Here is a 22,977-nt window from a genome sequence, read left to right as displayed (position 1 = left end):
TTTCCCTTAGGAAAACTTGTCCTGCGGCGGAACTGCCTAAGGTCTAGTATTACCCTTAGGCAACCTCTGTATTTTGTAGCAAATACAAACATATGTTCTATAAAGGCGGTGAAAGATTGAAAGATACACAGTCACGTAAGTGGCAAATTACTTTAAATTTTCGCAATAAAAAGCAGATAGACCATGCAACAATCAAAATAGAACTATCAGCGATTAAGCCTATTCAGTATTATTGCATGGCTGACGAAATCGGATTAAAAGAACAAACCCCACATATCCATATTTTTATCGCCTGTTCTTCCCCCGTTCGATTTTCAACGATAAAACGGCATTTTCCAGATGGACATATTGAGCAGGCTCGTGGAAGCTGTGAGGAAAATAAGGCTTATGTGGAGAAATCCGGTAAATGGAAAAATGATTCAAAAAGTGATACTTCAATTAAAGGTACTTTTGAGGAATGGGGTGAAATGCCTATTGAGCGGCAAGGCGCACGCTCCGACCTTGATTTTCTTTATCAACTCGTAAAAGACGGAAAAAGCAATTATGAGATTTTAGAGGAAAACCCCGAATATCTTTTGCGTCTGACAGATATTGAACGTGTACGCCAAACAGTAAAAGCAGAGGAATTTCGCACTATTTTTCGGGATATGGAAGTCACTTATATATGGGGAAGGACAGGAACAGGAAAGACACGCTATGTAATGGAGCAACAGGGCTATGCAGCCGTTTACAGAGTGACAGAGTACGAACACCCCTTTGACGGCTATGCAGGGCAGGAAACGCTTGTACTTGATGAATACCGCTCACAGCTAAAAATCAGCGAACTTTTAAATCTGCTTGATGGATACCCCTTAGAACTTCGGTGTCGATATGCCAACAAAACAGCCTGTTTCACAAAGGTATACATAATTAGTAATCTTTCTCTACAAGCCCAATACCCAATTATTCAGTGTGAGCAGCCCGAAACATGGCAAGCACTATTAAGGCGAATACATCACATTATCGAGTACCGACCGAAAGAAGAAATTTATGAACAATTTACATTATTTGACGGAAAGGAAATTTTTAATGAATGATGATAAGCAAACTGATAAAATCAGGCGGAAACGGAACAGGTCAAGAAAAGCCGCTTACTTACGCTTTACAACAGGACTTAGACAACTTACCACTATTCATAGATGGAAAAATGTCTTTATAACTGCTTACCTGCTTCTTGCAATAGTAACATGGCTCAACCGTGGTAAGCTGTTGTTCGGTCTTGACAATAAGTTTATGCTGTTCCCTATATTTACAATGGCGGTTAATTGCCTTGTTGCCCTGCTTTTGCCGCTCGGCTTGCTTTGCCTTATATCCGCACTGGGAACGCCACGAAAAGCACAGAAAATACAAGACCGGCTAATTGGTGCGGGATTTACAAATCACGTTCAAGAGCCGCCCTTACTTCTTGCAAGGTATCGCCCTCGCTTAAACCCTAAAATCACAATATGGGAATTTGATGAAAACGAAACGCCTTTATCCACTTGGGAAGAAAAGAAAGATAAGCTGCAAGGGGCTTTGATTGACAGAATTATCAAAATAACGCAAAGTAAAAACGGGCGGCGCATTATCATACATACAGTTGCTCCACGTCTGACGATACCGTCAGTAATGTATTGGCAGGACAAATATTTAAGTAAAGAGAGTTTTATACTGATTTTGGGGGAAAGTCTGACAGGACAGGAAACAGTCAATCTCGCAAAGATACCGCATATTTTACTTGGAGGAGCCAGTGGATCGGGAAAGAGCGTTTTACTGAAACTACTCTTAATGGAGTGTTTAAAAAAAGGAGCAGATGTCTATATTGCAGATTTTAAAGGCGGCGTGGATTTTTCTTCCATATGGCACGAAAAATGTCACTTGTGTTTTGATGAAAATGAACTGCTTGAACTGTTGACAGGTCTGACAGACGAATTACAACGCCGTAAAACCGTTTTTCGTAAAACAGAGTGCGCCAATATTGACGAGTATAACGCTGTAACAAGCAGCAATCTAAAACGCATGATTTTCGCTTGTGATGAAATTGCAGAAGTCCTCGACAAAACAGGGCTTTCAAAAGAGAAAAAAGAACTTATCTCCCAGATTGAAAGTCAGCTTTCCATAATCGCCCGACAGGGTAGGGCTTTCGGTATTCATCTCATTCTTGCCACACAACGCCCCTCTGCGGACATTATCAGCGGGCAAATACGTTCTAACATGGATTGCCGTATTTGTGGGCGTGCCGACAGCATACTTTCACAGATTATTCTTGACAGCACAGAAGCCGCCGACCAGATACCAAAAGACGCACAAGGACGCTTTATCACTAATACCGGGGTGGTATTCCAAAGTTATTTATTTGATGATAACGAGGTTTTCTTCAATAACGGACAGACAGGGGGTGTTCCCAATAGCGAAAGCAAAGACACAGGGAACAACAATCCCTAAACATGAATTAGAAGCCCTTGCTGCAACGCTTTACCCTGCCATACGGGAATTTTACGAGAGCGAACAGGGACAAGCAGAATTTAAAGCGTGGCAGGAGCAGAGAATAGATATAAAATTAGAAAAATAAAATTGTTTGTAGGGCAAAAAACGAGGGATAGTCATGATGATTACCCCTCGTTATGGTTTAAACTATAAGCGTTTATTATTTTGCCACTCAACAACTGCCCATATTACACCAAATATAGAAAAAAACAAAATTACTACAATTAAGCTGTATTTGAAAGGTATATCAAGTTTGTTTTCAAGAGTTTCAAGAGTACCAATAGCACCAAGTAAGGAAACAATGTAAAGCAAAATATTTAGTAAAACAAAATTTCTATTTTTTTTAACTTCATTTTCAGCGGTCATATATGAAATTTTAAGCTTAGTAGCTTCTTTACGATGCTGAAATGACTTGGTTTTGTATATATAGCCAAGTAGATTATAAGTTTCAATAGGCATATAGGGAGCAAAAAATAAATTTTCTAAATACATATTATTACGTACTACCCTCTTTATATCTTCATCTATTTCTACATTTACAAGTTGAAATAGATATATATATAACTTTATTGATTCAAACAGAATCCCATTATATAAAGGTATATCAGCCTCATCAGAATTATAGTTCGTGATAACGCTTGCACCGTCCTGGGGGTAATATTCATAATTTTCTGTTGTGCTGATATTTTCAAGTGGAGATGGCAATTCTCTTGTACCTATAAGATTACATAAATATTTTGATACATCATCAATTTCATTTGATAAAACAAGTGTATTATGTACAAATGAATATCTTTCAGCCCTAAACTTTTTACCGACCATCTCAAAGAAAAAGTCACTAACATTTTCATAAATTATTTCTGATATCTTACCATTATATGATGTTGTACTCTCATCTCCAAAATACTGATATCGTTCGACCGTTAATAAATTGTAATTGCCTGTATTCCCAAAAACATCATCTTTCTTGAGTGGTATTCCCGATTCAAAGTCAATGACCTCAAATGAAATAATCAATGTCTTATTCATCGAAAAGATAATAGGGTCAATTTGAAGAAGTCGATTATTTACATTAACAAGTAATGATTCCATACATATAAAGTAATCTATTTTAAAATATGTCAAATCAGCTAAAACAGATTGCACATGAAGTAGTTTTACACAAAAACCTGTGCGGCCAATAATTTTTTCAAATTCTTCAATATCATCCGTTTCTTTAATTGTATTAAATGAATATCTGGTTTTTTGTTGAACATAATCATACTCTGTTCTTAATTTTAATGTTCCTTTTGAAGATATAAGTTTATCTCCGAGCAACATATAAGTGAGATGGTGTTTATTTAGTAACGTATCTAACGCTTGCTTTTTATCGAAATGTGGTAATTTTGATTTAGAATATTGTGTTATATCATATGCGCTCATAAAAATAATTGTATCACTCATTAAAATACCCCACATATAAATTATAGTTTTGTCTTAAATAATTATAACAGAAAAACCATTGAGTGTAAAACCGGACTTTAACATATCTATAATGGTAAACGCAATATTCACTTTCGACATAGCAATTTAGTTTATAACATTTAAACAAGCAGCAAACAAGGGATAACCTAATCGGCTATCCCTCATTTTGTTTCACCTTAGAGAAAACACAAACCCGAACGCTTCACCTATAAAGATGGGGTTCGGGTTATGTGCGTTTAGTGCGCCTTCAGGGACTCGAACCCTGGACAAATAGATTAAGAGTCTACTGCTCTACCAACTGAGCTAAAGGCGCATTTTCTTATTTTGTTGTGCGGCTGTCTCAACAGCACGTTCGCCATTATATCGCCTAAAAAGCAAAATGTCAACACTTTTCGGGAAAAAATTTTTCTGTCCGGGATTTTCCGCCGTCCGCAGCCGTCTGTTCCTATGGGAGCAGGCGGCCGGAGGGCTGTGTCCTCTTTTCAGAGGCTATTTCTTATCCTTTTTAGCCTTGGCTGAACCGGGGCCCAGAAGTTTGCCGACTTCCTTGAAGGAACGGTTGAACCGGAGCGCCTGTTTGTTTAAGTCTGTCTTATCGCTGGTGGCCTGAAGGAGCTTTTTGGTGATTCCCGGAGGGAGTGCCATGTTGTCCGCCTCCTGATGGTATCCTTTACCTGTATACTATGCAGGGTTCCGGCCGGGGGTGCCTGTACGCCTGGCAATGAGCTTGCAGATGGGCTTGCCTTCGGAGGCAAACTTCATCTCGTACTCTGTCATTACATTTCCTTCCGCCATGGGGCTGCCATGAAGGTCAAAGGTGTGCTCTGTAATCTCCCACCCGGCGGAGGGAATGGATTCCAGGGAATATTCAAAGAGCCCGCGGTTGTCTGTTTTAAATTCCACGACTCCCCGGGGAGCCAGAATTTTGTCGTATACCGACATGAACACAGGGGATGTGAGCCTGCGCTTGGCATGACGGTCCTTTGGCCATGGGTCTGAGAAGTTCAGATAAATCCGGTCCACTTCGCCGGGCGCGAAGATTTCCGCCATGTCCTTGGCGTCGATGCACATGAAGTAAATGTTTTTAAGGTCCATTTCACTGCGTTTCTGAAGTCCCCGCAGCAGGACGCTGGAATAGCGTTCAATTCCTATATAGTTGATATCCGGATTGGCGGATGCTTTTTCCATGATGAAACGGCCCTTGCCCATTCCTACCTCGATTTCAAGGGGGCTGCTATTGCCGAATACCTGGTTCCACGCGCCGCGGTGCTGTTCCGGTTCCTGAATGACAAATGGGCTGGAGGCAATGGTTTCCTCGGCGCCCTGGATATGGCGTAATCGCATGTGTTTCATCCTTTCGTGATGTAGTTGCTGCAGGCCTTATTTTAACATTCAAAAGATGCATTTGCAACAAAATTTACTTTTTTCTTATTTTTCTGATTTTTTATAATTAATAGTGCAAAATTAGCAAAAATCTAGTATACTATACATAATAGGCGGATATCTGCGATACTAAGGAGGAAGGCTTATGTCGAATGTGGAGCGGACGACCAGCTGGCAGCAGATTCAGCAGGGCGTTAAGGAAGCAGAGCGATTGATTGCGCGCAAGGAATATAATCTTGTGATGGTCAGGGCCAGACAGGTCCTGGAATATATGGTAAGGTGCATGGCTGAGAGGGCCTGTGTGGTGGAGGGGGATTTGTCCGACACCATAGACCAGCTGTACGAGGGCCAATGGATCAACAAGGCTACCAAGGATAATTACCACACCATCCGTATCCTGGGAAATAAGGCGGTTCATGAGGGGGATGACACGGCATATGATGCCAATCAGGCCTTCCAGCTGCTGACCCAGGAAGTGTATGTGTTTGCCAACGAATTTGCAGGAGGTTCAGGAGGCCGCACGGCCAGACCATCCTCATCTGCAAGGAATACGTCAGGACGTCAGGCACCCAGGCAGGGCGGCGGAGGCAGAAGTGCTTCCGGCAGAAGCAGCCAGCGGGTGCCGGCCAGGAATACCCGCAGCGGCCCGTCCCGTCAGGGAGGTCCCAGGAAGAAGCGCAGGCGCGTATCGCCGGCAGCATACATACTGAGACTGTTGATTCCTGTGCTTCTCGTCATTCTCCTGATTGTGGTTATCCGTGTTTTCATGCCTGGCAAGGACAAGGATGTGGACAAGACCACCACGGTACCTACCGTGACTACGGCACCTGTGGAACCGGCGCCCACGCCGCCTCCGGAGCCTGAGACAGAGCCTGAGACAGAGCCGCCGGCGGAAACTTACCGGATTAAGGGCAGCAGCGTCAATGTCCGCAGCGAGCCTTCCACCAGCGGGCGTATTCTGGTACAGTTGGGCAGCGGCACCGAGGTAGTATATGTGAAGCGCTATGACAACGACTGGGCGGTCATTAATTACGACGGCCAGGAGGCATATGTGTCCAGCAGGTACATTGAAAAGGTAGAGCCTGTGGCGTCAGCCGAGGGTGAAACCGGGAGCAGTGAGGCCCCGGAAGCCAATTAGACCTGAATATTTGTGAAAATTGTATAGAAAAAATTGGCAATTTTGGATGTAAAAAGAGGAAGAATTTAAAAAGTTCTTCCTCTTTTTGGCGTTTTGCTGTGAGAAAATTGTGAAAAATTAAATTTAAATATAAAATACCTCTGGTTTTTTTCTAAAAAAGTAGTATCATGAAATGATATGAAAATATATAAGGAGGAGAGCTATGGATACTGTGATTAACCGGTTATCGGAAATCGAAGCAGCGGCCGGAGCCATTGTGGAAGAGGCGAATGTGCGCAAGAAAGCATTTGCCGGGGAGATGGATGCAAAGACGGCTGCCTTTGATAAGAACCTGGAACAGGAGACGGCCCGCAGGATTGCAGAGATTCAGGAGAAAATGGAGGCGGACATGAACGGGCTCCTTGCAAAGCAGAAGGCGGAATCAGAGACTCTGCTTAAGGAGCTGGAAGACAATTATAACCGGCACCATGAAGAATATGTAGAGGCTCTGTTCCAGAAAATGATAAAGGAGTGAGATTATGGGCAGCCTGATTGCTTACAGCGGCATTGCCACCAAGGTGAAGGCAATGGAGCGCTGGCGTATAAAAGATGAGCAGTTCCTTGAAATGGCGGCCCTGGAAACCGTAGCGGATGCAGTGCAGTACCTGCGCTCCTTTCTTCCTTACCGGGAGATATTCGACCAGGTGGAGGACGGGGACCTGCACAGGGGAAACATTGAGCAGCATCTGAATCTGTCCCAGTACCGGGATTTTGCAAAGCTTTACCAGTTTGCCAACATAAAGCAGAGGCGTTTCCTGGACCTGTACTTCATGCATTATGAAATTACCATCTTAAAGACCTGTCTGAGGAATGCGGCAGGCCACAGGGAACAGCGGCAGGACCTGTCCATGTTCCGTGATTTCTTTGAGCGGCATTCTGCCCTTGACCTAATCACACTTTCCCAGTCCCAAAACATGGAAGAGTTCATAGGGAACCTGAAGGGGTCTGCGTATTACGGGCCCTTGTACCAGATGCTGCAGAACGGCAGGGTAACCCTTCCGGCTTGTGAGACAGCGCTGGATATGCTGTATTTTAGGTCCATGTGGAAGATAAAGGACAAGTACCTGTCCAAAAATGAGCAGAAGATAATCGCCCAGTGCTTCGGCACCAGGATGGATATGCTGAATCTCCAGTGGATTTGCCGTTCCAAAAAGTTTTACCAACTGGAGCCGGGAGAGATATACGCCATGCTGATTTCCATACAGCTCCATCTGACTAAGAAAGAGATTAACCGGATGGTGGAGGCGGAGAGCCTGGATATACTGTACGGGCTCATTGAGGGAAGCTGGTACGGCAGGACGGGTCTGGTCCATCTGGATGAGAATCAGGACCTGGACCAGCTGTCCCACGATATAATAGACAGGATTTACCAGAAGACAAGCAGAAAGGACCCATACTCCATCGCCATACTTAATTCCTATCTCTATTTTAAGGAGAGGGAAATCGAGCGTATCATAACTACCATTGAGAAGATACGTTATGGGCTGGGAGCAAGTTGACTAAAGGGGGTTAAGACGTGATTGAGAAGATGAAGTTCTTAAGTATTACCGGCCCTAAGGAGGATATTGACCGGGTGGTGGACACTTATCTGTCCAGATATGAGATACACCTGGAAAATGCCCTGTCGGAGCTTAAGACAGTAAAAGACCTGAGGCCTTATATTGAGACGAATCCGTATAAGAATGTGCTGGAAAAGGCCTCGGAATTGCTGGAAAGCTATCATGAGCTGATACCGGACCAGACGGACCGAAAGATGAAGCTGGAGGAAGCGGTCGAGGTTATTAACAGCCTTGACGCCCAGCTTAAGGAGCTGACGGACCGGAAGAATACCCTGGTGCGCCAGCGGGACGAGCTGCAGGAGTCCAGGGACAGGGTGGTACCCTTTGCAGGGCTTAACTACAATGTGAAGGAGATACTTAAGTTCCGGTTCATGAAGTTCCGGTTCGGACGTATTTCCAAGGAATATTATGAAAAATTCTCATCCTATGTGTATGAGACCATAGACACGGTCATGTTTAAATGCGAGGAGGAGGGGGATTATGTGTGGGTGGTCTACTTTGTGCCGGAGAGTCTGGCCGATAAGATTGACGCCATCTATGCGTCCATGCATTTTGAACGGTGTTTTCTGCCGGACGAGTATGAGGGTACCCCTGTGGAGGCCGGACATGTGCTGGACGACCGTATAGGAAGCCTTCAGAAGGAGATAGACCAGGCGGACCGGGAAATCGTGGAGGCCATGAGCAGCAGGAAGGAGGAGTTTGCCGCTGCCTGCAGGCGCATCCGGGTATTTTCCACTAACTTTGACGTGAGGAAGATGGCTGCCGTCACCAAGCATGACACCCATAACTTCTACATTCTCTGCGGATGGATGACGGAGAAGGATGCAAAGGAGTTCCAGAAAGAAATCGAACGGGACAGCGATACCTTCTGCATCATTGAGGACGACCACAACAATATTATGAGCACGCCTCCCACAAAGATGAAGAATCCGGGACTGTTCAGACCCTTTGAGATGTATGTGGAGATGTACGGGCTGCCATCCTATAATGAGCTGGACCCCACCATACTGATTGGAATCACGTATTCCATACTGTTTGGATTCATGTTCGGGGATGCCGGGCAGGGGCTGTGCCTGCTGGTGGGAGGTTTCCTGCTGTACCGGTTCAGGAAAATACGTCTGGCCGGAATCATTTCCTGCTGCGGCGTGTTCTCCACCATATTCGGACTGCTCTTCGGAAGCATCTTCGGATTTGAGGATATTATGGATGCAGTGTGGCTCAGGCCCCAGGAAGCCATGACAAACCTGCCCTTTATCGGAAGGCTGAACACCGTATTTGTGGTGGCGGTTGCCATTGGAATGGGAATCATTCTTCTGTGCATGATTCTCAATATCATCAACAGCCTGCGTTCCCATGATGTGGAGAAGGCGTATTTTGACACCAACGGCGTGGCCGGGCTGGTATTTTACTTTGCCCTGGCAGCTGTGATTGTACTGTATATGACCGGCAATCCCCTTCCCGCCACCGTGATTTTGGTAATTATGTTCCTGATTCCCCTTCTGGTGATATTCTTTAAGGAGCCTCTGGCTGCCATGGTGGAGAAAAAGGCGCAGCGCATGGAAACCGGCCTGGGAATGTTTATCACCCAGGGGATATTTGAACTCTTTGAAGTGCTTTTGAGCTATTTTTCCAACACCCTTTCCTTTGTCCGTGTGGGCGCTTTTGCGGTGAGCCATGCAGCCATGATGCAGGTGGTCCTGATGCTGGCAGGGGCAGAGGCAGGAGGAAATACAAACTGGGCCGTGGTGGTTGGCGGCAACCTGTTTGTATGCGGTATGGAGGGCCTGATTGTGGGCATCCAGGTACTGCGTCTGGAATATTATGAGCTGTTCAGCCGTTTCTACCGCGGCAGCGGCAGGGCATTTGAACCGTATGGAAAGGCTGCCGGAGAGCAGTAAGCATATATAATACAAAAAGGAGATATGAGATATGAGTTTATTAGTTAAAATTACACTGAGCGCAGCACTTATTTTAAGCATTGCAGTACCTTTTGGAGCTTTTGCAGCAGGGGAGAAAACAAAAGGACGCTATAAGACGGCCTTGGCAGCCAATGTGTTCCTGTTCTTTGGCACCATGGTATTTGCAGCCGTGGTTATGTTCTCCGGCAATGCAGTGGCGGCCGAGGCAGGAGCCCAGGCAGCCGGTTCATCCGCAGCCGGCATGGGTTATCTGTCGGCAGCCCTGGCTACCGGACTTTCCTGCCTGGGCGGCGGCATCGCTGTTTCCGCAGCAGCCAGCGCAGCACTGGGAGCTATCAGCGAGGACAGCTCCATCCTTGGTAAATCATTAATCTTCGTAGGTCTTGCCGAAGGTGTGTGTCTCTATGGATTAATCATATCCTTTATGATTTTAGGAAAGCTGTAATCCTATGAAGATGTACCTTATCAGCGACAACATCGACACCTGGACCGGCATGCGTCTGGCAGGGGTCGAGGGGGCTGTGGTCCATAAGAGGGAAGAACTGAAGGAAGAACTGGATAAGGCCCTGGCCGACAAATCCATTGGAATCATCCTGCTGACAGAGAAATTCGGCAGGGAATTTCCGGAAATCATCGACAATGTAAAGCTGGAGCGCAAGCTTCCGCTTATTGTGGAGATTCCGGACCGCCATGGAACCGGCCGCAAGCCGGACTTTATCACCTCTTATGTGAACGAGGCAATCGGACTGAAACTGTAGTAATGATAGAAAGAGGGTGAATCAGCTTGACAACAGAGGAAAAGCTAAAGCATTTCCAGGATATCTGTATGACGGATGCCAGAGAGCGCAGCGCCAGGATGCTGGATGACTATATGAACGCCCTGGATACTGCCTTTGAGGAACATGCGGCTGACGCCAGAAGGCGGGCCGACATGCAGGTGGAGGCAGAGACAGAGAAGCTGGGACGTGAAATCAATAAACGGCTGTCCATCGGCCAGCTGGATTTAAAGAGGGAAGCCAGCCACAAGCAGGAGGAACTTAAGGATAAGCTGTTCGTGGAACTAAGGGATAAACTGGCCAACTTCATGGAGACACAGGATTACCAGCGGCTTCTGGACCGCCAGGTAAAGGCTGCCAAGGAATTTGCGGGGGACGAGGAACTGGTTATTTATATGGACCCTTCGGACGCGGATAAGCTGCAGCGCATTGCCATGCATCACAACGCCACCATCAAGGTCAGCGAATATTCCTTTAACGGAGGCACCAGGGCTGTGCTTCCGGGCAAGCATATACTTATAGACAACTCATTCCAGACTAAGTTAAACGAGGCCCGCCATGAGTTTAAATTTGACTTGACAGGAGGTAGGCAAAGTGGCTAAGACAGGTGTGATTTACGGTATAAATGGTCCTGTCGTTTCCCTGCTGGGCGACTCAGGGTTCCAGATGAATGAGATGGTGCATGTGGGCCGGGAGAAGCTGGTGGGCGAGGTCATCGGACTTACTTCAGAAAAGACCACCATCCAGGTTTATGAGGAGACCAGCGGCATTAAGCCGGGCGAAATTGTGACAGGCACAGGAGCCCCTGTGTCCGTTACGCTGGCGCCGGGAATCCTGAGCAATATATTTGACGGAATTGAGCGTCCCTTAAGCGAAATTGCCAAGGGAAGCGGATACTATATCAGCCGCGGCATATCCGTGAGCAGTCTGGATACGGATAAAAAGTGGGATACCCACATGGTGGTGAAGGAAGGGGACAGAATCATGCCCGGCACCATCATTGCGGAGGTGCCGGAGACAAGGGCCATCACCCATAAGGTTATGGCTCCGCCGGACGTGGAAGGCTATGTTCTTACAGTGGTGCCGGACGGCCAGTATACAATCGAGGAGCCCCTTCTGACCCTTCAGCTCCTGGACGGCACCGAGAGGTCCCTGACCATGACCCAGAAATGGCCCATCCGCGTGGCCAGACCGTCTGCCCGCCGTTTTCCCGCCGTAAAGCCGCTGATTACAGGACAGCGTATCCTGGATACCATGTTTCCGCTTGCAAAGGGCGGTACGGCTGCCATTCCCGGCGGTTTCGGAACAGGCAAGACCATGACCCAGCATCAGGTGGCCAAGTGGTCGGATGCAGATGTTATTATCTACATCGGCTGCGGCGAGCGGGGCAACGAGATGACCCAGGTCCTGGAAGAATTCTCAGAGCTGATTGACCCTAAGACAGGGAATCCCCTGATGGACAGGACCACCCTGATTGCCAACACGTCCAACATGCCGGTGGCTGCCCGTGAAGCCAGCCTGTATTCCGGCCTTACCCTGGCGGAATATTACAGGGATATGGGCTACCATGTGGCCATTATGGCCGATTCCACTTCCAGATGGGCGGAGGCCCTCAGGGAGTTGTCAGGCCGTCTGGAGGAAATGCCTGCAGAGGAAGGGTTCCCGGCTTACCTGGCGTCCCGTCTGTCCGCTTTCTATGAGAGGGCAGGAATGATGCAGAATCTCAATGGGACCGAGGGCTCCGTGACCATCATCGGCGCCGTGTCCCCCCAGGGAGGCGATTTCTCCGAGCCCGTGACTATGAACACCAAGCGTTTTGTGCGCTGCTTCTGGGGACTGGATAAATCCCTGGCTTACGCCAGACATTTCCCGGCCATCCACTGGCTTACCAGCTATTCGGAGTATATAAACGACCTGTCGTCCTGGTACATGGACAATGTGGATAAGCGGTTTGTGGACGACCGGAACCGCCTGATGGCGCTGCTGGTGCAGGAGAGCAGCCTGATGGAAATTGTAAAGCTGATTGGCGCCGACGTACTGCCGGACGACCAGAAGCTGGTGCTTGAAATCGCAAAGGTCATCCGCCTGGGATTCCTGCAGCAGAATGCATTCCATAAGGATGATACATCCGTGCCTTTAACCAAGCAGTTTAAGATGATGGAAGTCATTCTTTACCTGTATAAAAAATCCCGCTCCCTTGTTTCCATGGGCATGCCTGTGTCCGTGCTGAAGGAGGAGAACATATTCGACAAAATCATATCCATCAAATACGATGTGCCCAATGACCATCTGGAAATGTTCGATGATTACATGAAGATGATTGATGATTTCTATGACAGGGTTGTGGAACGAAACGCATAAGGGAGGTCCATATGGCAATTGAATATTTAGGTTTAAGTGAAATCAATGGCCCTCTGGTGGTCCTGGAGGGCGTTCAGAATGCGGCTTATGATGAAATCGTGGAGATGACCGTGGCCGGGAATCTCCACAAGATAGGCCGAATTATTGAGATATACGGGGATAAGGCCATCATCCAGGTGTTTGAGGGCACGGACGGCATGGCCCTGCGCAACACCCATACAAGGCTTACGGGCCATCCCATGGAGATAGAAGTTTCCGAAGAGATGTTGGGTCGTACCTTTAACGGTATCGGCCAGCCCATTGACGGCCTGGGGGATATCATATCCGATGTAAAGCTGGATATCAACGGCAAGCCCCTTAATCCGGTGACACGCGAATACCCAAGAAACTATATCCGTACGGGAATCTCCGCCATTGACGGGCTTACCACCCTGATTCGCGGACAGAAGCTTCCCATCTTTTCAGGAAACGGTCTTCCCCATGACCAGCTGGCTGCCCAGATTGTGCAGCAGGCGTCCCTGGGAGAGAATTCAGATGAGGAATTTGCCATTGTGTTCGGCGCCATGGGCGTGAAATACGATGTGGCTGATTTCTTCCGCCGCACCTTTGAGGAGAGCGGTGTGTCCGAGCATGTGGCCATGTTTATCAACCTGGCCAATGACCCTGTGGTGGAACGTCTCATCACCCCTAAAATCGCGCTGACCCTGGCCGAGTACCTGGCTTTTGAGAAGGGTATGCACATACTGGTTATATTGACGGACATGACTTCCTACGCAGAGGCCATGCGTGAGGTTTCCTCATCCAAGGGCGAGATTCCGTCCAGAAAGGGTTTCCCGGGCTATCTCTACAGCGACCTGGCCTCCCTCTATGAGAGAGCCGGCATTGTGGCCGGAAGACCTGGCTCCGTGACCCAGATTCCCATTCTCACCATGCCCAACGACGATATCACCCATCCCATCCCTGACCTGACGGGATATATCACCGAGGGCCAGATTGTTCTGGACCGGCAGCTAAACGGACAGAACATCTATCCGCCCATCAATGTGCTGCCGTCCCTGTCCAGGCTTATGAAGGACGGAATCGGCGAGGGCTATACCAGGGCCGACCACCAGGACGTGGCCAACCAGCTTTTCTCCTGTTATGCCAAGGTGGGGGACGCCAGGGCCCTGGCATCGGTTATCGGCGAAGATGAACTTTCACCCATTGACAAGAAATACCTGGAGTTCGGCAAGGCTTTTGAGGAGCATTTCATAGGCCAGGCCCCCCATGAGAACCGAACCATCCTGGACACCCTGGATATTGGCTGGAAGCTTCTGGGAATGCTGCCCAGGGAGGAGCTGGACCGTATCGACACCAAGGTGCTTGACCAGTATTATAAACCTGCGGACACCATGAAGGAGTGATGTAAATGGATCCAAATACATTTCCCACCAAAGGCAACCTCATAGCGGCAAAGAATTCACTGGGCCTGGCCTATATGGGCTACGGGCTTATGGATAAAAAGAGGAACATCCTGATTCGGGAGCTGATGGAGCTGATTGACGAGGCAAAGGGAATCCAGTCCGAAATCGACAGTACCTTCCGGGAAGCCTATGCGGCCCTCCAGAAGGCCAATATTGAGCTGGGCATCAATTATGTCCAGGAGATAGGCGTATCCGTGCCGGTGGACGACCGGGTGAAAATCAAGGCCAGAAGCATTATGGGAACCGAGATCCCCCTGGTCCAGCATGAAGCCCGTCCCCTGGCCCTGACCTATGGTTTCTACAACACCACGGAGTCCCTGGACGAGGCCAGATACCATTTTGAGAAGGTAAAGGAGCTGACCATAAAGCTTTCCATGGTGGAGAACTCCGCCTACCGGCTGGCCAACTCCATCAAAAAGACCCAGAAACGGGCCAATGCCCTTAAGAACATCACCATTCCTCATTATGAGGACCTGAGCAAGTCCATTTCCAATGCGCTGGAGGAAAAGGAGCGGGAGGAATTTACCCGCCTCAAGGTAATCAAGCGCAATAAGGAGAAGGTATAGGAGGTTTTTATGTATACATTTGATGAGCTTGTGGGAATAATAGCAAAGCTGCGGTCGCCTGAGGGCTGTCCCTGGGACAGGGCACAGACCTTTGAGAGCCTGAAGAAATGCCTGGCTGACGAGACAGAGGAAGTATTCCAGGCCATAGACAACCAGGACATGGAAAACCTGTGCGAGGAACTGGGGGACGTGCTGCTCCAGGTTATCCTGAACAGCCGGATTGCAGAGGAGGAGGGCAGGTTTACCATTGACGATGTAATCGACGGTTTATGCCGGAAAATGGTCCGAAGACACCCCCACGTATTTGGCGATGTAAAGGTGAATTCCGTGGAGGAAGGGACCGCCCTCTGGAATCAGATAAAAATGCAGGAAAAAGCCAAAAAACCTTGACAAATCATAGTAAAACAGATATAAATGATTAAGTACACTATGACTTTAAAAAGTAACGATTCCGGGGCCTTTCCCGGACAATATCTAGGAGGAAAAATTGATGAACAAGACAGAATTGATTGCAGCAGTTGCTGAGAAGGCAGAGCTTTCCAAGAAGGACGCAGAGAAGGCAGTTAAGGCTTTCACTGACGCTGTATCTGAAGAGCTGGTTAAAGGCGGAAAAGTACAGTTAGTGGGCTTCGGAACCTTTGAAGTATCTGAGAGAGCTGCAAGAGAGGGAAGAAATCCCAAGACTGGTAAGACGATGACCATCGAGGCTTCCAAGACTCCGAAGTTCAAAGCTGGCAAGGCATTAAAGGATGAGGTTAATAAATAATCCATGAGATTGGACAAGTTTCTGAAAGTTTCCCGCCTTATCAAGCGCAGGACCGTTGCCAATGAGGCATGCGACGCAGGCCGTGTGCTGGTGAATGATAAGCCGGCAAAGGCGTCTGTCAGTGTGAAGACAGGTGATATCATCGAGATTCAGTTCGGAGCCAAGGCCGTTAAGGTGGAGGTTCTGGACGTACAGGAAACTGTGAAGAAGGATGAGGCCAAGGAACTTTACCGTTATATTTAGTAACAGTTACATCGGATGATTTAGCAGTTACAATATTTAAGATAAGTGGCATAGAATGGCCAACCTCCCCATATATTTAACATAGGTTAGATATACGGGGAGGTTTTTTGCATGGAAGAAAAGATTGGAAGCAATCGTCAGCATAAGCTTATATTACAGAACAGAGGCAAGGGAAACATCACAGGCATATGCGATGTGGTTTCCTTTGATGAAAATGCAGTTGTCCTGGACACGGATATGGGGCTGCTGACCATCAAGGGAAAGGAGCTTCACGTAAGCCGCCTTACCCTGGAAAAGGGAGAGGTGGACATAGAGGGAACCATAGACAGCATGGTCTACAGTTCCAACGAAGCCCTCAGAAAGTCCGGGGAATCCCTGTTCACCCGCCTGTTTAAGTAGGGGAGGCATTATGAGCAGCAGGATTCAGTATGAGGCCTGGCTGATGGTGCTCAGCCTGGTCACTGGCGGTTGGCTCATGCTGGCCTATGACACCCTCAGGGTGTTCCGCCTGGTTATCCGGCACGGCCCCTTCTGGACCGGGGTGGAAGATTTTTTGTATTGGCTCTATGCCGGGCTTGTGACCTTCATTCTCCTCTATGAGCAGAATGACGGCGTATTCAGGGCCTATGTCATAGGAGGGGTATTTGCAGGCATGATTCTGTATGACCGATTTATCAGCAGAATTTTCTTTAAGTGCTTGAAAAAGGCAGGCAAATGCCTTAGAATGATTATGAACAGGCACAGACAGAAGGCTGTCTGCAGCCCGGAAAAAGACGGAGCTGGTGATTGAGCAGATGAAATCCTACGGCAAATCAAGGCGTGTAAGGCGCGACAAATGGACGAACCGCATGGCCATCATGGGTATTACCCTGGTAGTCATGTTTTTGGCTGTGGCAATCAATATAAAGGGCGCTGACCTTAAGAAGTCGGACCTGGAGTACAGCATCCGGGAACAGAACCTGGAGCAACAGAAGGCAGAGGAAGAAAAGCGGACCGCTGAACTGCAGGAATACAAGATTTACGTCAAGACCAAGCAGTATGCAGAGGAAGTGGCCAAGGAAAAGCTGGGACTTGTAAATCCGGATGAGATTCTGCTGAAGCCCACGGAGTGACACGCAGGCCTGTGGGGTGATGCGCATTTCCTTTCGTTGATGGCGAAAACAGGCGAACGATTTTTAAAAATCCATGCATGATACGACATATATTTCCCTCCTGGGTGCGTATACTGAAAGTTACGCGGATTAGGAGGGATTTTTGTGTTTATCAGAGAGCGGGAAGTTAAGGGAAGAACGGATGTAAATTATTATACGGCCAGGAGACTGGGGGATATGGCAGAGTCCCTGAACCAGCTGGCCAAGGCATTTGACGACGGTATAGAAAAAAACGGACAGCTGACAAAGGACGATGGTCTGGCTGCCATGCAGGCCAGCGCTGCCCTGGTGTGCGAGAGCTGCAGCAGGTGCAACCTGTATGCGGACAGCGAGAAGGAGGACAGCTATTACCTGTATTATCTTTTGCGGGCGTTTGAGCAGAAGGGCCATATTGATTTTGAGGACATGCCCCAGATGTTCCAGAGCGGCTGCCGGAAAAAGGAGGATTATCTGGCCCAGCTGAACCGGAGCCTGGGGCGGGCCACCATGAATCTGTCCTGGAAGAACCGGTTCCTGGAGAGCAGGGATGCGGTCATATCCCAGTTCAGGGAGCTGTCCGTGATACTGGAGGAGTTTTCCCACCAGATTGACCGTGCCAGGGATATTACGGATGAGTATGAATACATACTGAAAAAATATTTTAAGCGTTATCATGTTGCCCTGGGCAACCTTTTGCTGCTGGAGTATGAGAACGGGCAGAAGGAAGCATTTCTCACGGTCAGGACCACCAACGGCCGCTGCATCACTTCCAAGGATGCAGCCCTGATTATGGGGGAGGTTATGGGTGGGACAAGGTGGAGCCCTGCCAAGGACAGCCGCAGCATTATTACCAAACAGTATGAAACCGTGCGTTTTCTGGAGGAAGGCGGGTACCGCATGCTCTATGGCGCTTCCAGAATTCCAAAGAAGGGGGAGAAGTATTCCGGGGATAATTATACCTTCTGCGAGAGTCCCGGAAACCAGGTGGTTATGAGCCTTTCAGACGGCATGGGAAGCGGGGAGGCAGCGTCCAGGGAGAGCAAGCAGGTGGTGGAATTGACGGAGCAGCTGCTGGAAACCGGATTTTCACCAAGGGCTGCCCTTAAGCTGGTGAATACAGTACTTTTGCTGGCAGGACCGGAACAGCATCCGGCTACCCTGGACCTCAGCTGCATCGACCTGCACACCGGAGTGCTGGAGGCCATGAAACTGGGGGCTGTGCCAACCTTCATCATCGGGGAAGAGGGCGTGGAAATCATGGAGGCAGGGGAAGTCCCCATGGGAATACTCAATGGAGTGGAACCAGTGCTCATGTCCAGGAAGCTGTGGGAGGGCGACCGGATTGTCATGGTCAGCGACGGGGTGCTGGATGCGCTGCCGGGGGACGACAAGGAACAGGCTATGCAGCAGTATCTGGAGAGTGTGGAGGAGATGGGACCCCAGGAACTGGCGGACCAGGTTCTGGATTTTGCAGTGTCTTTTATTCCGGCACCAAGGGACGATATGACGGTCCTGGCAGCCGGAATCTGGAAAAGACGCTCATAATTTACAACCACAGGCTTGCAAGGAGGGACATTTGCGGGTATATTATAAGAAATAGACAGAGACAAACATGATTGGACACAGGAGAGACAGGTGGAAGGACTGGAGCACAGGGTCAGGGAGACCATAGAACAATATCATATGCTGGAGCCGGGGGACCGGGTCATTGCAGCAGTTTCAGGAGGGGCAGATTCCGTCTGCCTCTTAGCGTTGTTATGCGCATTCAGGGAACCGTGGCAAATGGGGCTCAGGGCCCTTCATGTCCATCACGGGCTCAGGGGGGAGGAAGCGGACCGGGATGCGGATTTTGTCATGTCATTGTGTGAAGGGTTTCATGTCCCCTGTCATATCCTAAAGGTAGATGTGCGCGGCTTTGCGGCTGCAAAGGGCATGTCTGAGGAGGAGGCGGGCCGTTATCTGCGCTATGAGGCTCTGGAGAAAGAGGCTGCGGGATGGGAAGGGGAGGACCGGACCGGGCCGGACGGCGGTCCGGCTGACGGCAGTCCGGCTGACAGCAGTTTCCGCCCTGTAAAAATTGCTGTGGCCCACCACAGCGGGGACCAGGTGGAGACTATCCTTCACAATCTTTTCCGGGGGAGCGGTCTTTCCGGACTGCGTGGAATCGTCTACCGGAGGGGAAGGATTATCCGTCCCCTGCTGGACGCGGACCGGGCTTCCATCCTTAAGTGGCTGGAAAGCCGGGACCTGTCCTATGTGCAGGATTCCACCAATGATACCCTTCACTACACCCGGAACAGAATACGCAATCAGCTGCTGCCGGAGATAGAGCAGTATGTGAACCGGGGCGCCGCAGGCAATATCCTGCGTCTGGGACATCTGGCCTCCCAGGCTGATGAGTACCTGGAAAGCCAGGCAGATGCCTGGATTAAGGCCCATGTAAGGAAGGATTCCGGGGCATATATCCCGGCAGGGGCCTTTCTGGGGGAACCGGAGATTCTGCAGTCCTATGTGGTGATGTCCCTTCTCAAGGAATTGAGCGGGGCGTCCAGGGACCTGGGGCTGGTTCATGTGAGCCAGGTCATGGAGCTGGCCGGGCGGGCCGTTGGAAAGCAGGTGGATTTGCCCTACGGACTGGCTGCCATAAGGGAGTACGAGGGAATCTGGATGGGCAGGGGAGACCCTGTGGCAAAAGGTGAATGGGGCGACCTGCCTATCGTGGACATGGAGGTTTTTTCTCTGAAAAAAGGGATGGAATTTCCTAAAAATATGTATACGAAATGGTTTGACTGTGATAAAATAAAGGGTACGCCCGTGGTAAGAACCAGGCGTCCGGGGGACTATATTGTTCTGGCGGACAAAAGCCACAAGGCGCTTAATCGTTTTATGATTGATGAGAAGATACCCAGACAGATGCGGGATAAGATACCCCTTCTGGCAGATGGCAGCCATGTGATGTGGATTATAGGCTACCGCATCAGCGAGTATTACAAGATAGGACCGGATACAATCCGGGTGTTGCAGGCAGAGGCAGGCCAGACTGGAGAGAGAAAAGAATAGGCGAAACGGAGGATAAGGCAATGGCTGACAGGATTCGTGTTTTATTGACGGAAGAGGAAGTCGATAAAAGGATTAACGAAGTAGCGGCAAAAATCAGCGAGGATTATGCAGGAAAGCAGGTCCACATGATTTGCATATTAAAGGGCGGGGTATTCTTTACCTGCGAGCTGGCAAAGAGGATGACGGTTCCGGTGTCCCTGGACTTTATGTCCGTGTCCAGCTACGGCGGCGGCACTGTGTCCAGCGGCGTGGTCAGGATTGTAAAGGACCTGGATGAGTCCCTGGAAGGCAAGGATGTACTGATTGTGGAAGATATTATAGACTCTGGCCGTACATTGGCATATCTGATTGAGGTGTTGAAACAGAGAGGTCCAAAGAGCATCCATCTGTGCACACTTCTTGATAAGCCGGAGCGCAGGGTGAAGAAGCAGGTGAAGGTGGACTATACCTGCTTTACGATACCGGATGAATTTGTAGTGGGATATGGACTGGATTATGACCAGAAATACCGTAACCTGCCTTACATCGGAGTAGTAGAATTGGATGCAGAATAAGAAGGTCTAAGGAGGCAATTCGGTGAGACAGCAGCAGACATTTAGAGGATTTATATTTATACTCCTGATGCTGATTTTAATCGCCACCGCAGTGAGATTCCCTTACGCAAGGCAGGCGGATAAGGTTACAAATCAGGATTTTATCAAGATACTGGAGGATGGCCAGGCAGCAGACGTGAGCATCCACCAGAATCCGCAGACTCCCACGGGAGAAGTGGTGCTGACCCTTATGGACGGTCAGGTAAAGCGGCTTTATGTTTCAGATGTTAAGGACGCCCAAACGTTACTGGAAGCCCATGACATGGCTTATACGACCATGGATGTGCCCCAGGAGAACTATCTGGTGACCATCATTCTTCCCTTTATGCTGTCTATCGTGGTGGTAGTCATCATCATTATGGTCATGAACCGGAGCGCAGGAGGCGGAGGCGCCAACGCCAGGATGATGAATTTCGGCAAGAGCAGGGCCAGGATGAGCCGGGACAGCAAGGTTAATTTTTCCAATGTGGCCGGTCTGGTGGAAGAAAAGGAAGAACTGGAAGAGGTGGTGGATTTCCTTAAGAATCCGCAGAAGTATACCAGCGTGGGGGCCAGGATTCCAAAGGGCCTTCTTCTGGTGGGGCCTCCCGGAACAGGTAAGACATTGCTTGCCAAGGCGGTTGCCGGCGAGGCAGGCGTTCCGTTTTTCTCCATTTCGGGTTCTGATTTCGTGGAGATGTTCGTAGGCGTGGGCGCCTCCCGCGTCCGCGATTTGTTCGAGGAAGCCAAGAAGAATTCTCCCTGTATCGTGTTCATTGATGAGATTGACGCAGTGGCCCGCCGCAGAGGTACGGGCATGGGCGGCGGCCATGATGAAAGGGAGCAGACGCTGAACCAGCTGCTGGTTGAAATGGACGGCTTTGGCGTCAATGAAGGCATCATCGTCATGGCGGCTACCAACCGCGTGGATATCCTGGACCCGGCTATTCTGCGTCCGGGCCGTTTCGACAGAAAGGTGGCGGTGGGCCGGCCCGATGTGAAGGGCCGTGAGGAAATCCTTAAGGTTCATTCCAAGGAAAAGCCCCTCAGCGAGGATGTGGATTTACACCGGGTAGCCCAGACCACGTCAGGCTTCACAGGAGCTGACCTGGAAAACCTGATGAATGAGGCGGCCATTATATCCGCCAGGGATAACCGCAGGTTTATCAAGCAGAGCGATATAGACCGGGCCTTTGTAAAGGTGGGAATCGGCGCGGAGAAGAGAAGCAAGGTAATATCTGAGAAGGATAAGAAGATAACAGCCTACCACGAAGCGGGCCACGCCATCCTGTTCCATGTGCTTCCGGATGTGGGACCGGTGCACACCGTGTCCATCATCCCCACTGGAATCGGCGCAGCCGGCTATACCATGCCCCTGCCTGAAAAGGATGAGATGTTTAACACCAGGGGCCGTATGATGCAGAATATTATGGTGGATTTAGGCGGCCGGATTGCGGAGGAGCTGATATTTGACGATATCACCACCGGTGCATCCCAGGATATCAAGCAGGCCACCCAGATTGCCAGGGCCATGGTGACCCAGTACGGTATGTCTGAGAAGGTGGGCATGATTCAGTACGGCGGGGATGAGAATGAGGTATTCATCGGCCGGGACCTGGCCCACACCAAATCCTACGGCAATGAGGTGGCTGACACCATTGACAGCGAGGTTAAGCGAATCATTGACGAGTGCTATCAGAAGGCAAAGGACATCATCAGAGAGTATGACTACGTCCTCCATGCCTGCGCTGATTTGCTGATTGAGAAAGAGAAAATCAGCCAGACTGAGTTTGAGGCGCTGTTTACACCGGCGCAGTAGTATGGCCGGCCCGGGTTTTTAGGGCTGCAGATGAAGAAAAACAGCATTGGGAGGGGGAGAAAAGTGAAAAATCCCCCTCCCTTGTCTATATTGCTCATAAATGGCCTGGAAAATATTGCATCTTTGTGCACACTTTTTTTCATTCCTATGCTATTATAATAGACGTAACCCCCCCCCCAATACATTATATAGTTTTTGCTACACCCCATAAGAA

The 22,977-nt window shown here is 49.1% G+C and carries 25 protein-coding genes and 1 tRNA gene; 22 read left to right on the top strand and 4 right to left on the bottom strand.

Annotated elements, in window-relative coordinates:
- Positions 1–116: 116 nt before the first annotated feature.
- Positions 117–1,076, top strand: coding sequence for a replication protein (locus I2H39_RS11210; protein WP_207746790.1), 960 nt, complete (start codon positions 117–119; stop codon positions 1,074–1,076).
- Entirely contained in the window at positions 1,069–2,463 is a 1,395-nt protein-coding gene (locus tag I2H39_RS11205; RefSeq protein ID WP_195626468.1) for an FtsK/SpoIIIE domain-containing protein, read from the top strand. Before I2H39_RS11210 ends, I2H39_RS11205 begins: the two co-directional genes overlap by 8 nt.
- 189 nt (positions 2,464–2,652) lie before the next feature.
- Here I2H39_RS11205 and I2H39_RS11200 read toward each other — a convergent pair whose 3' ends face one another.
- The 4 genes from I2H39_RS11200 to trmB form a co-directional block, all read right to left on the bottom strand.
- Positions 2,653–3,948: a hypothetical protein gene (locus I2H39_RS11200; RefSeq protein ID WP_195626467.1), complete on the bottom strand. Its 1,296-nt coding sequence runs from the start codon at positions 3,946–3,948 to the stop codon at positions 2,653–2,655.
- 261 nt (positions 3,949–4,209) lie between these two features.
- A tRNA-Lys gene (locus tag I2H39_RS11195) sits at positions 4,210–4,282 on the bottom strand.
- Between the two features lie 176 nt (positions 4,283–4,458).
- Positions 4,459–4,614, bottom strand: coding sequence for a hypothetical protein (locus tag I2H39_RS11190; protein ID WP_171042723.1), 156 nt, complete (start codon positions 4,612–4,614; stop codon positions 4,459–4,461).
- A gap of 36 nt (positions 4,615–4,650) precedes the next feature.
- Positions 4,651–5,313: a tRNA (guanosine(46)-N7)-methyltransferase TrmB gene (trmB, locus tag I2H39_RS11185; RefSeq protein WP_138311344.1), complete on the bottom strand. Its 663-nt coding sequence runs from the start codon at positions 5,311–5,313 to the stop codon at positions 4,651–4,653.
- 184 nt (positions 5,314–5,497) lie between these two features.
- Here trmB and I2H39_RS11180 point away from each other — a divergent pair, with 184 nt between their 5' ends.
- The 20 genes from I2H39_RS11180 to ftsH all read left to right on the top strand — a co-directional run bounded on the left by I2H39_RS11180 (position 5,498) and on the right by ftsH (position 22,763).
- On the top strand, positions 5,498–6,490 hold the full coding sequence (locus I2H39_RS11180; protein ID WP_195626466.1) for an SH3 domain-containing protein: 993 nt from the start codon (positions 5,498–5,500) through the stop codon (positions 6,488–6,490).
- 202 nt (positions 6,491–6,692) lie between these two features.
- A complete protein-coding gene (locus tag I2H39_RS11175) occupies positions 6,693–7,004 on the top strand; it encodes an ATPase (RefSeq protein WP_138311342.1) in 312 nt (103 codons plus the stop codon).
- Between the two features lie 4 nt (positions 7,005–7,008).
- Positions 7,009–8,028, top strand: coding sequence for a V-type ATPase subunit (locus I2H39_RS11170; protein WP_195626465.1), 1,020 nt, complete (start codon positions 7,009–7,011; stop codon positions 8,026–8,028).
- Positions 8,029–8,045: 17 nt separating this feature from the next.
- Positions 8,046–9,986, top strand: coding sequence for a V-type ATPase 116kDa subunit family protein (locus tag I2H39_RS11165; RefSeq protein WP_195626464.1), 1,941 nt, complete (start codon positions 8,046–8,048; stop codon positions 9,984–9,986).
- Between the two features lie 31 nt (positions 9,987–10,017).
- Complete coding sequence (locus I2H39_RS11160) at positions 10,018–10,452, top strand: ATP synthase subunit C (RefSeq protein ID WP_138311339.1); 435 nt, start codon at positions 10,018–10,020, stop codon at positions 10,450–10,452.
- A 4-nt stretch (positions 10,453–10,456) separates the two neighbouring features.
- Positions 10,457–10,765, top strand: a complete 309-nt coding sequence (locus I2H39_RS11155; protein ID WP_138311338.1) for a V-type ATP synthase subunit F — start codon at positions 10,457–10,459, stop codon at positions 10,763–10,765.
- Positions 10,766–10,791: 26 nt separating this feature from the next.
- Positions 10,792–11,385 carry a V-type ATP synthase subunit E gene (locus I2H39_RS11150; protein ID WP_195626463.1) on the top strand — a complete coding sequence of 198 codons (594 nt, stop codon included), beginning with the start codon at positions 10,792–10,794 and terminating at the stop codon, positions 11,383–11,385.
- Positions 11,378–13,144, top strand: a complete 1,767-nt coding sequence (locus I2H39_RS11145) for a V-type ATP synthase subunit A (RefSeq protein ID WP_138311336.1) — start codon at positions 11,378–11,380, stop codon at positions 13,142–13,144. Before I2H39_RS11150 ends, I2H39_RS11145 begins: the two co-directional genes overlap by 8 nt.
- 11 nt (positions 13,145–13,155) lie before the next feature.
- Positions 13,156–14,547, top strand: coding sequence for a V-type ATP synthase subunit B (locus tag I2H39_RS11140; protein WP_138311335.1), 1,392 nt, complete (start codon positions 13,156–13,158; stop codon positions 14,545–14,547).
- Between the two features lie 5 nt (positions 14,548–14,552).
- Positions 14,553–15,173, top strand: a complete 621-nt coding sequence (locus I2H39_RS11135; RefSeq protein ID WP_138311334.1) for a V-type ATP synthase subunit D — start codon at positions 14,553–14,555, stop codon at positions 15,171–15,173.
- Positions 15,174–15,182: 9 nt separating this feature from the next.
- Positions 15,183–15,563, top strand: coding sequence for a MazG family protein (locus tag I2H39_RS11130; protein WP_138311333.1), 381 nt, complete (start codon positions 15,183–15,185; stop codon positions 15,561–15,563).
- Between the two features lie 100 nt (positions 15,564–15,663).
- Positions 15,664–15,939: an HU family DNA-binding protein gene (locus I2H39_RS11125; protein ID WP_002566401.1), complete on the top strand. Its 276-nt coding sequence runs from the start codon at positions 15,664–15,666 to the stop codon at positions 15,937–15,939.
- A 3-nt stretch (positions 15,940–15,942) separates the two neighbouring features.
- Positions 15,943–16,182 carry an RNA-binding S4 domain-containing protein gene (locus I2H39_RS11120; RefSeq protein WP_002566400.1) on the top strand — a complete coding sequence of 80 codons (240 nt, stop codon included), beginning with the start codon at positions 15,943–15,945 and terminating at the stop codon, positions 16,180–16,182.
- Positions 16,183–16,293: 111 nt separating this feature from the next.
- The gene (gene yabP, locus I2H39_RS11115; RefSeq protein WP_002566399.1) at positions 16,294–16,581 is read left to right on the top strand and encodes a sporulation protein YabP; all 288 of its coding nucleotides are present in this window, start codon (positions 16,294–16,296) and stop codon (positions 16,579–16,581) included.
- A gap of 10 nt (positions 16,582–16,591) precedes the next feature.
- Positions 16,592–16,972 (top strand): spore cortex biosynthesis protein YabQ, encoded by a 381-nt coding sequence (yabQ, locus tag I2H39_RS11110; RefSeq protein ID WP_138311332.1) that lies wholly within the window; start codon positions 16,592–16,594, stop codon positions 16,970–16,972.
- 4 nt (positions 16,973–16,976) lie between these two features.
- Positions 16,977–17,294, top strand: a complete 318-nt coding sequence (locus I2H39_RS11105) for a septum formation initiator family protein (RefSeq protein WP_138311370.1) — start codon at positions 16,977–16,979, stop codon at positions 17,292–17,294.
- A gap of 144 nt (positions 17,295–17,438) precedes the next feature.
- Entirely contained in the window at positions 17,439–18,857 is a 1,419-nt protein-coding gene (locus I2H39_RS11100) for a SpoIIE family protein phosphatase (RefSeq protein WP_138311331.1), read from the top strand.
- 90 nt (positions 18,858–18,947) lie between these two features.
- On the top strand, positions 18,948–20,372 hold the full coding sequence (gene tilS, locus I2H39_RS11095) for a tRNA lysidine(34) synthetase TilS (protein WP_195626462.1): 1,425 nt from the start codon (positions 18,948–18,950) through the stop codon (positions 20,370–20,372).
- Positions 20,373–20,392: 20 nt separating this feature from the next.
- Entirely contained in the window at positions 20,393–20,926 is a 534-nt protein-coding gene (hpt, locus tag I2H39_RS11090) for a hypoxanthine phosphoribosyltransferase (RefSeq protein ID WP_002566394.1), read from the top strand.
- Positions 20,927–20,948: 22 nt separating this feature from the next.
- Positions 20,949–22,763 (top strand): ATP-dependent zinc metalloprotease FtsH, encoded by a 1,815-nt coding sequence (gene ftsH / locus I2H39_RS11085; RefSeq protein WP_195626461.1) that lies wholly within the window; start codon positions 20,949–20,951, stop codon positions 22,761–22,763.
- The last annotated feature ends 214 nt before the right edge of the window (positions 22,764–22,977 follow it).

It is taken from the genome of Clostridium sp. 1001283B150225_161107_B6 (assembly GCF_015556325.1).
Lineage (GTDB): Bacteria > Bacillota > Clostridia > Lachnospirales > Lachnospiraceae > Enterocloster.
This window is presented reverse-complemented; position numbering and strand designations above follow the sequence as displayed.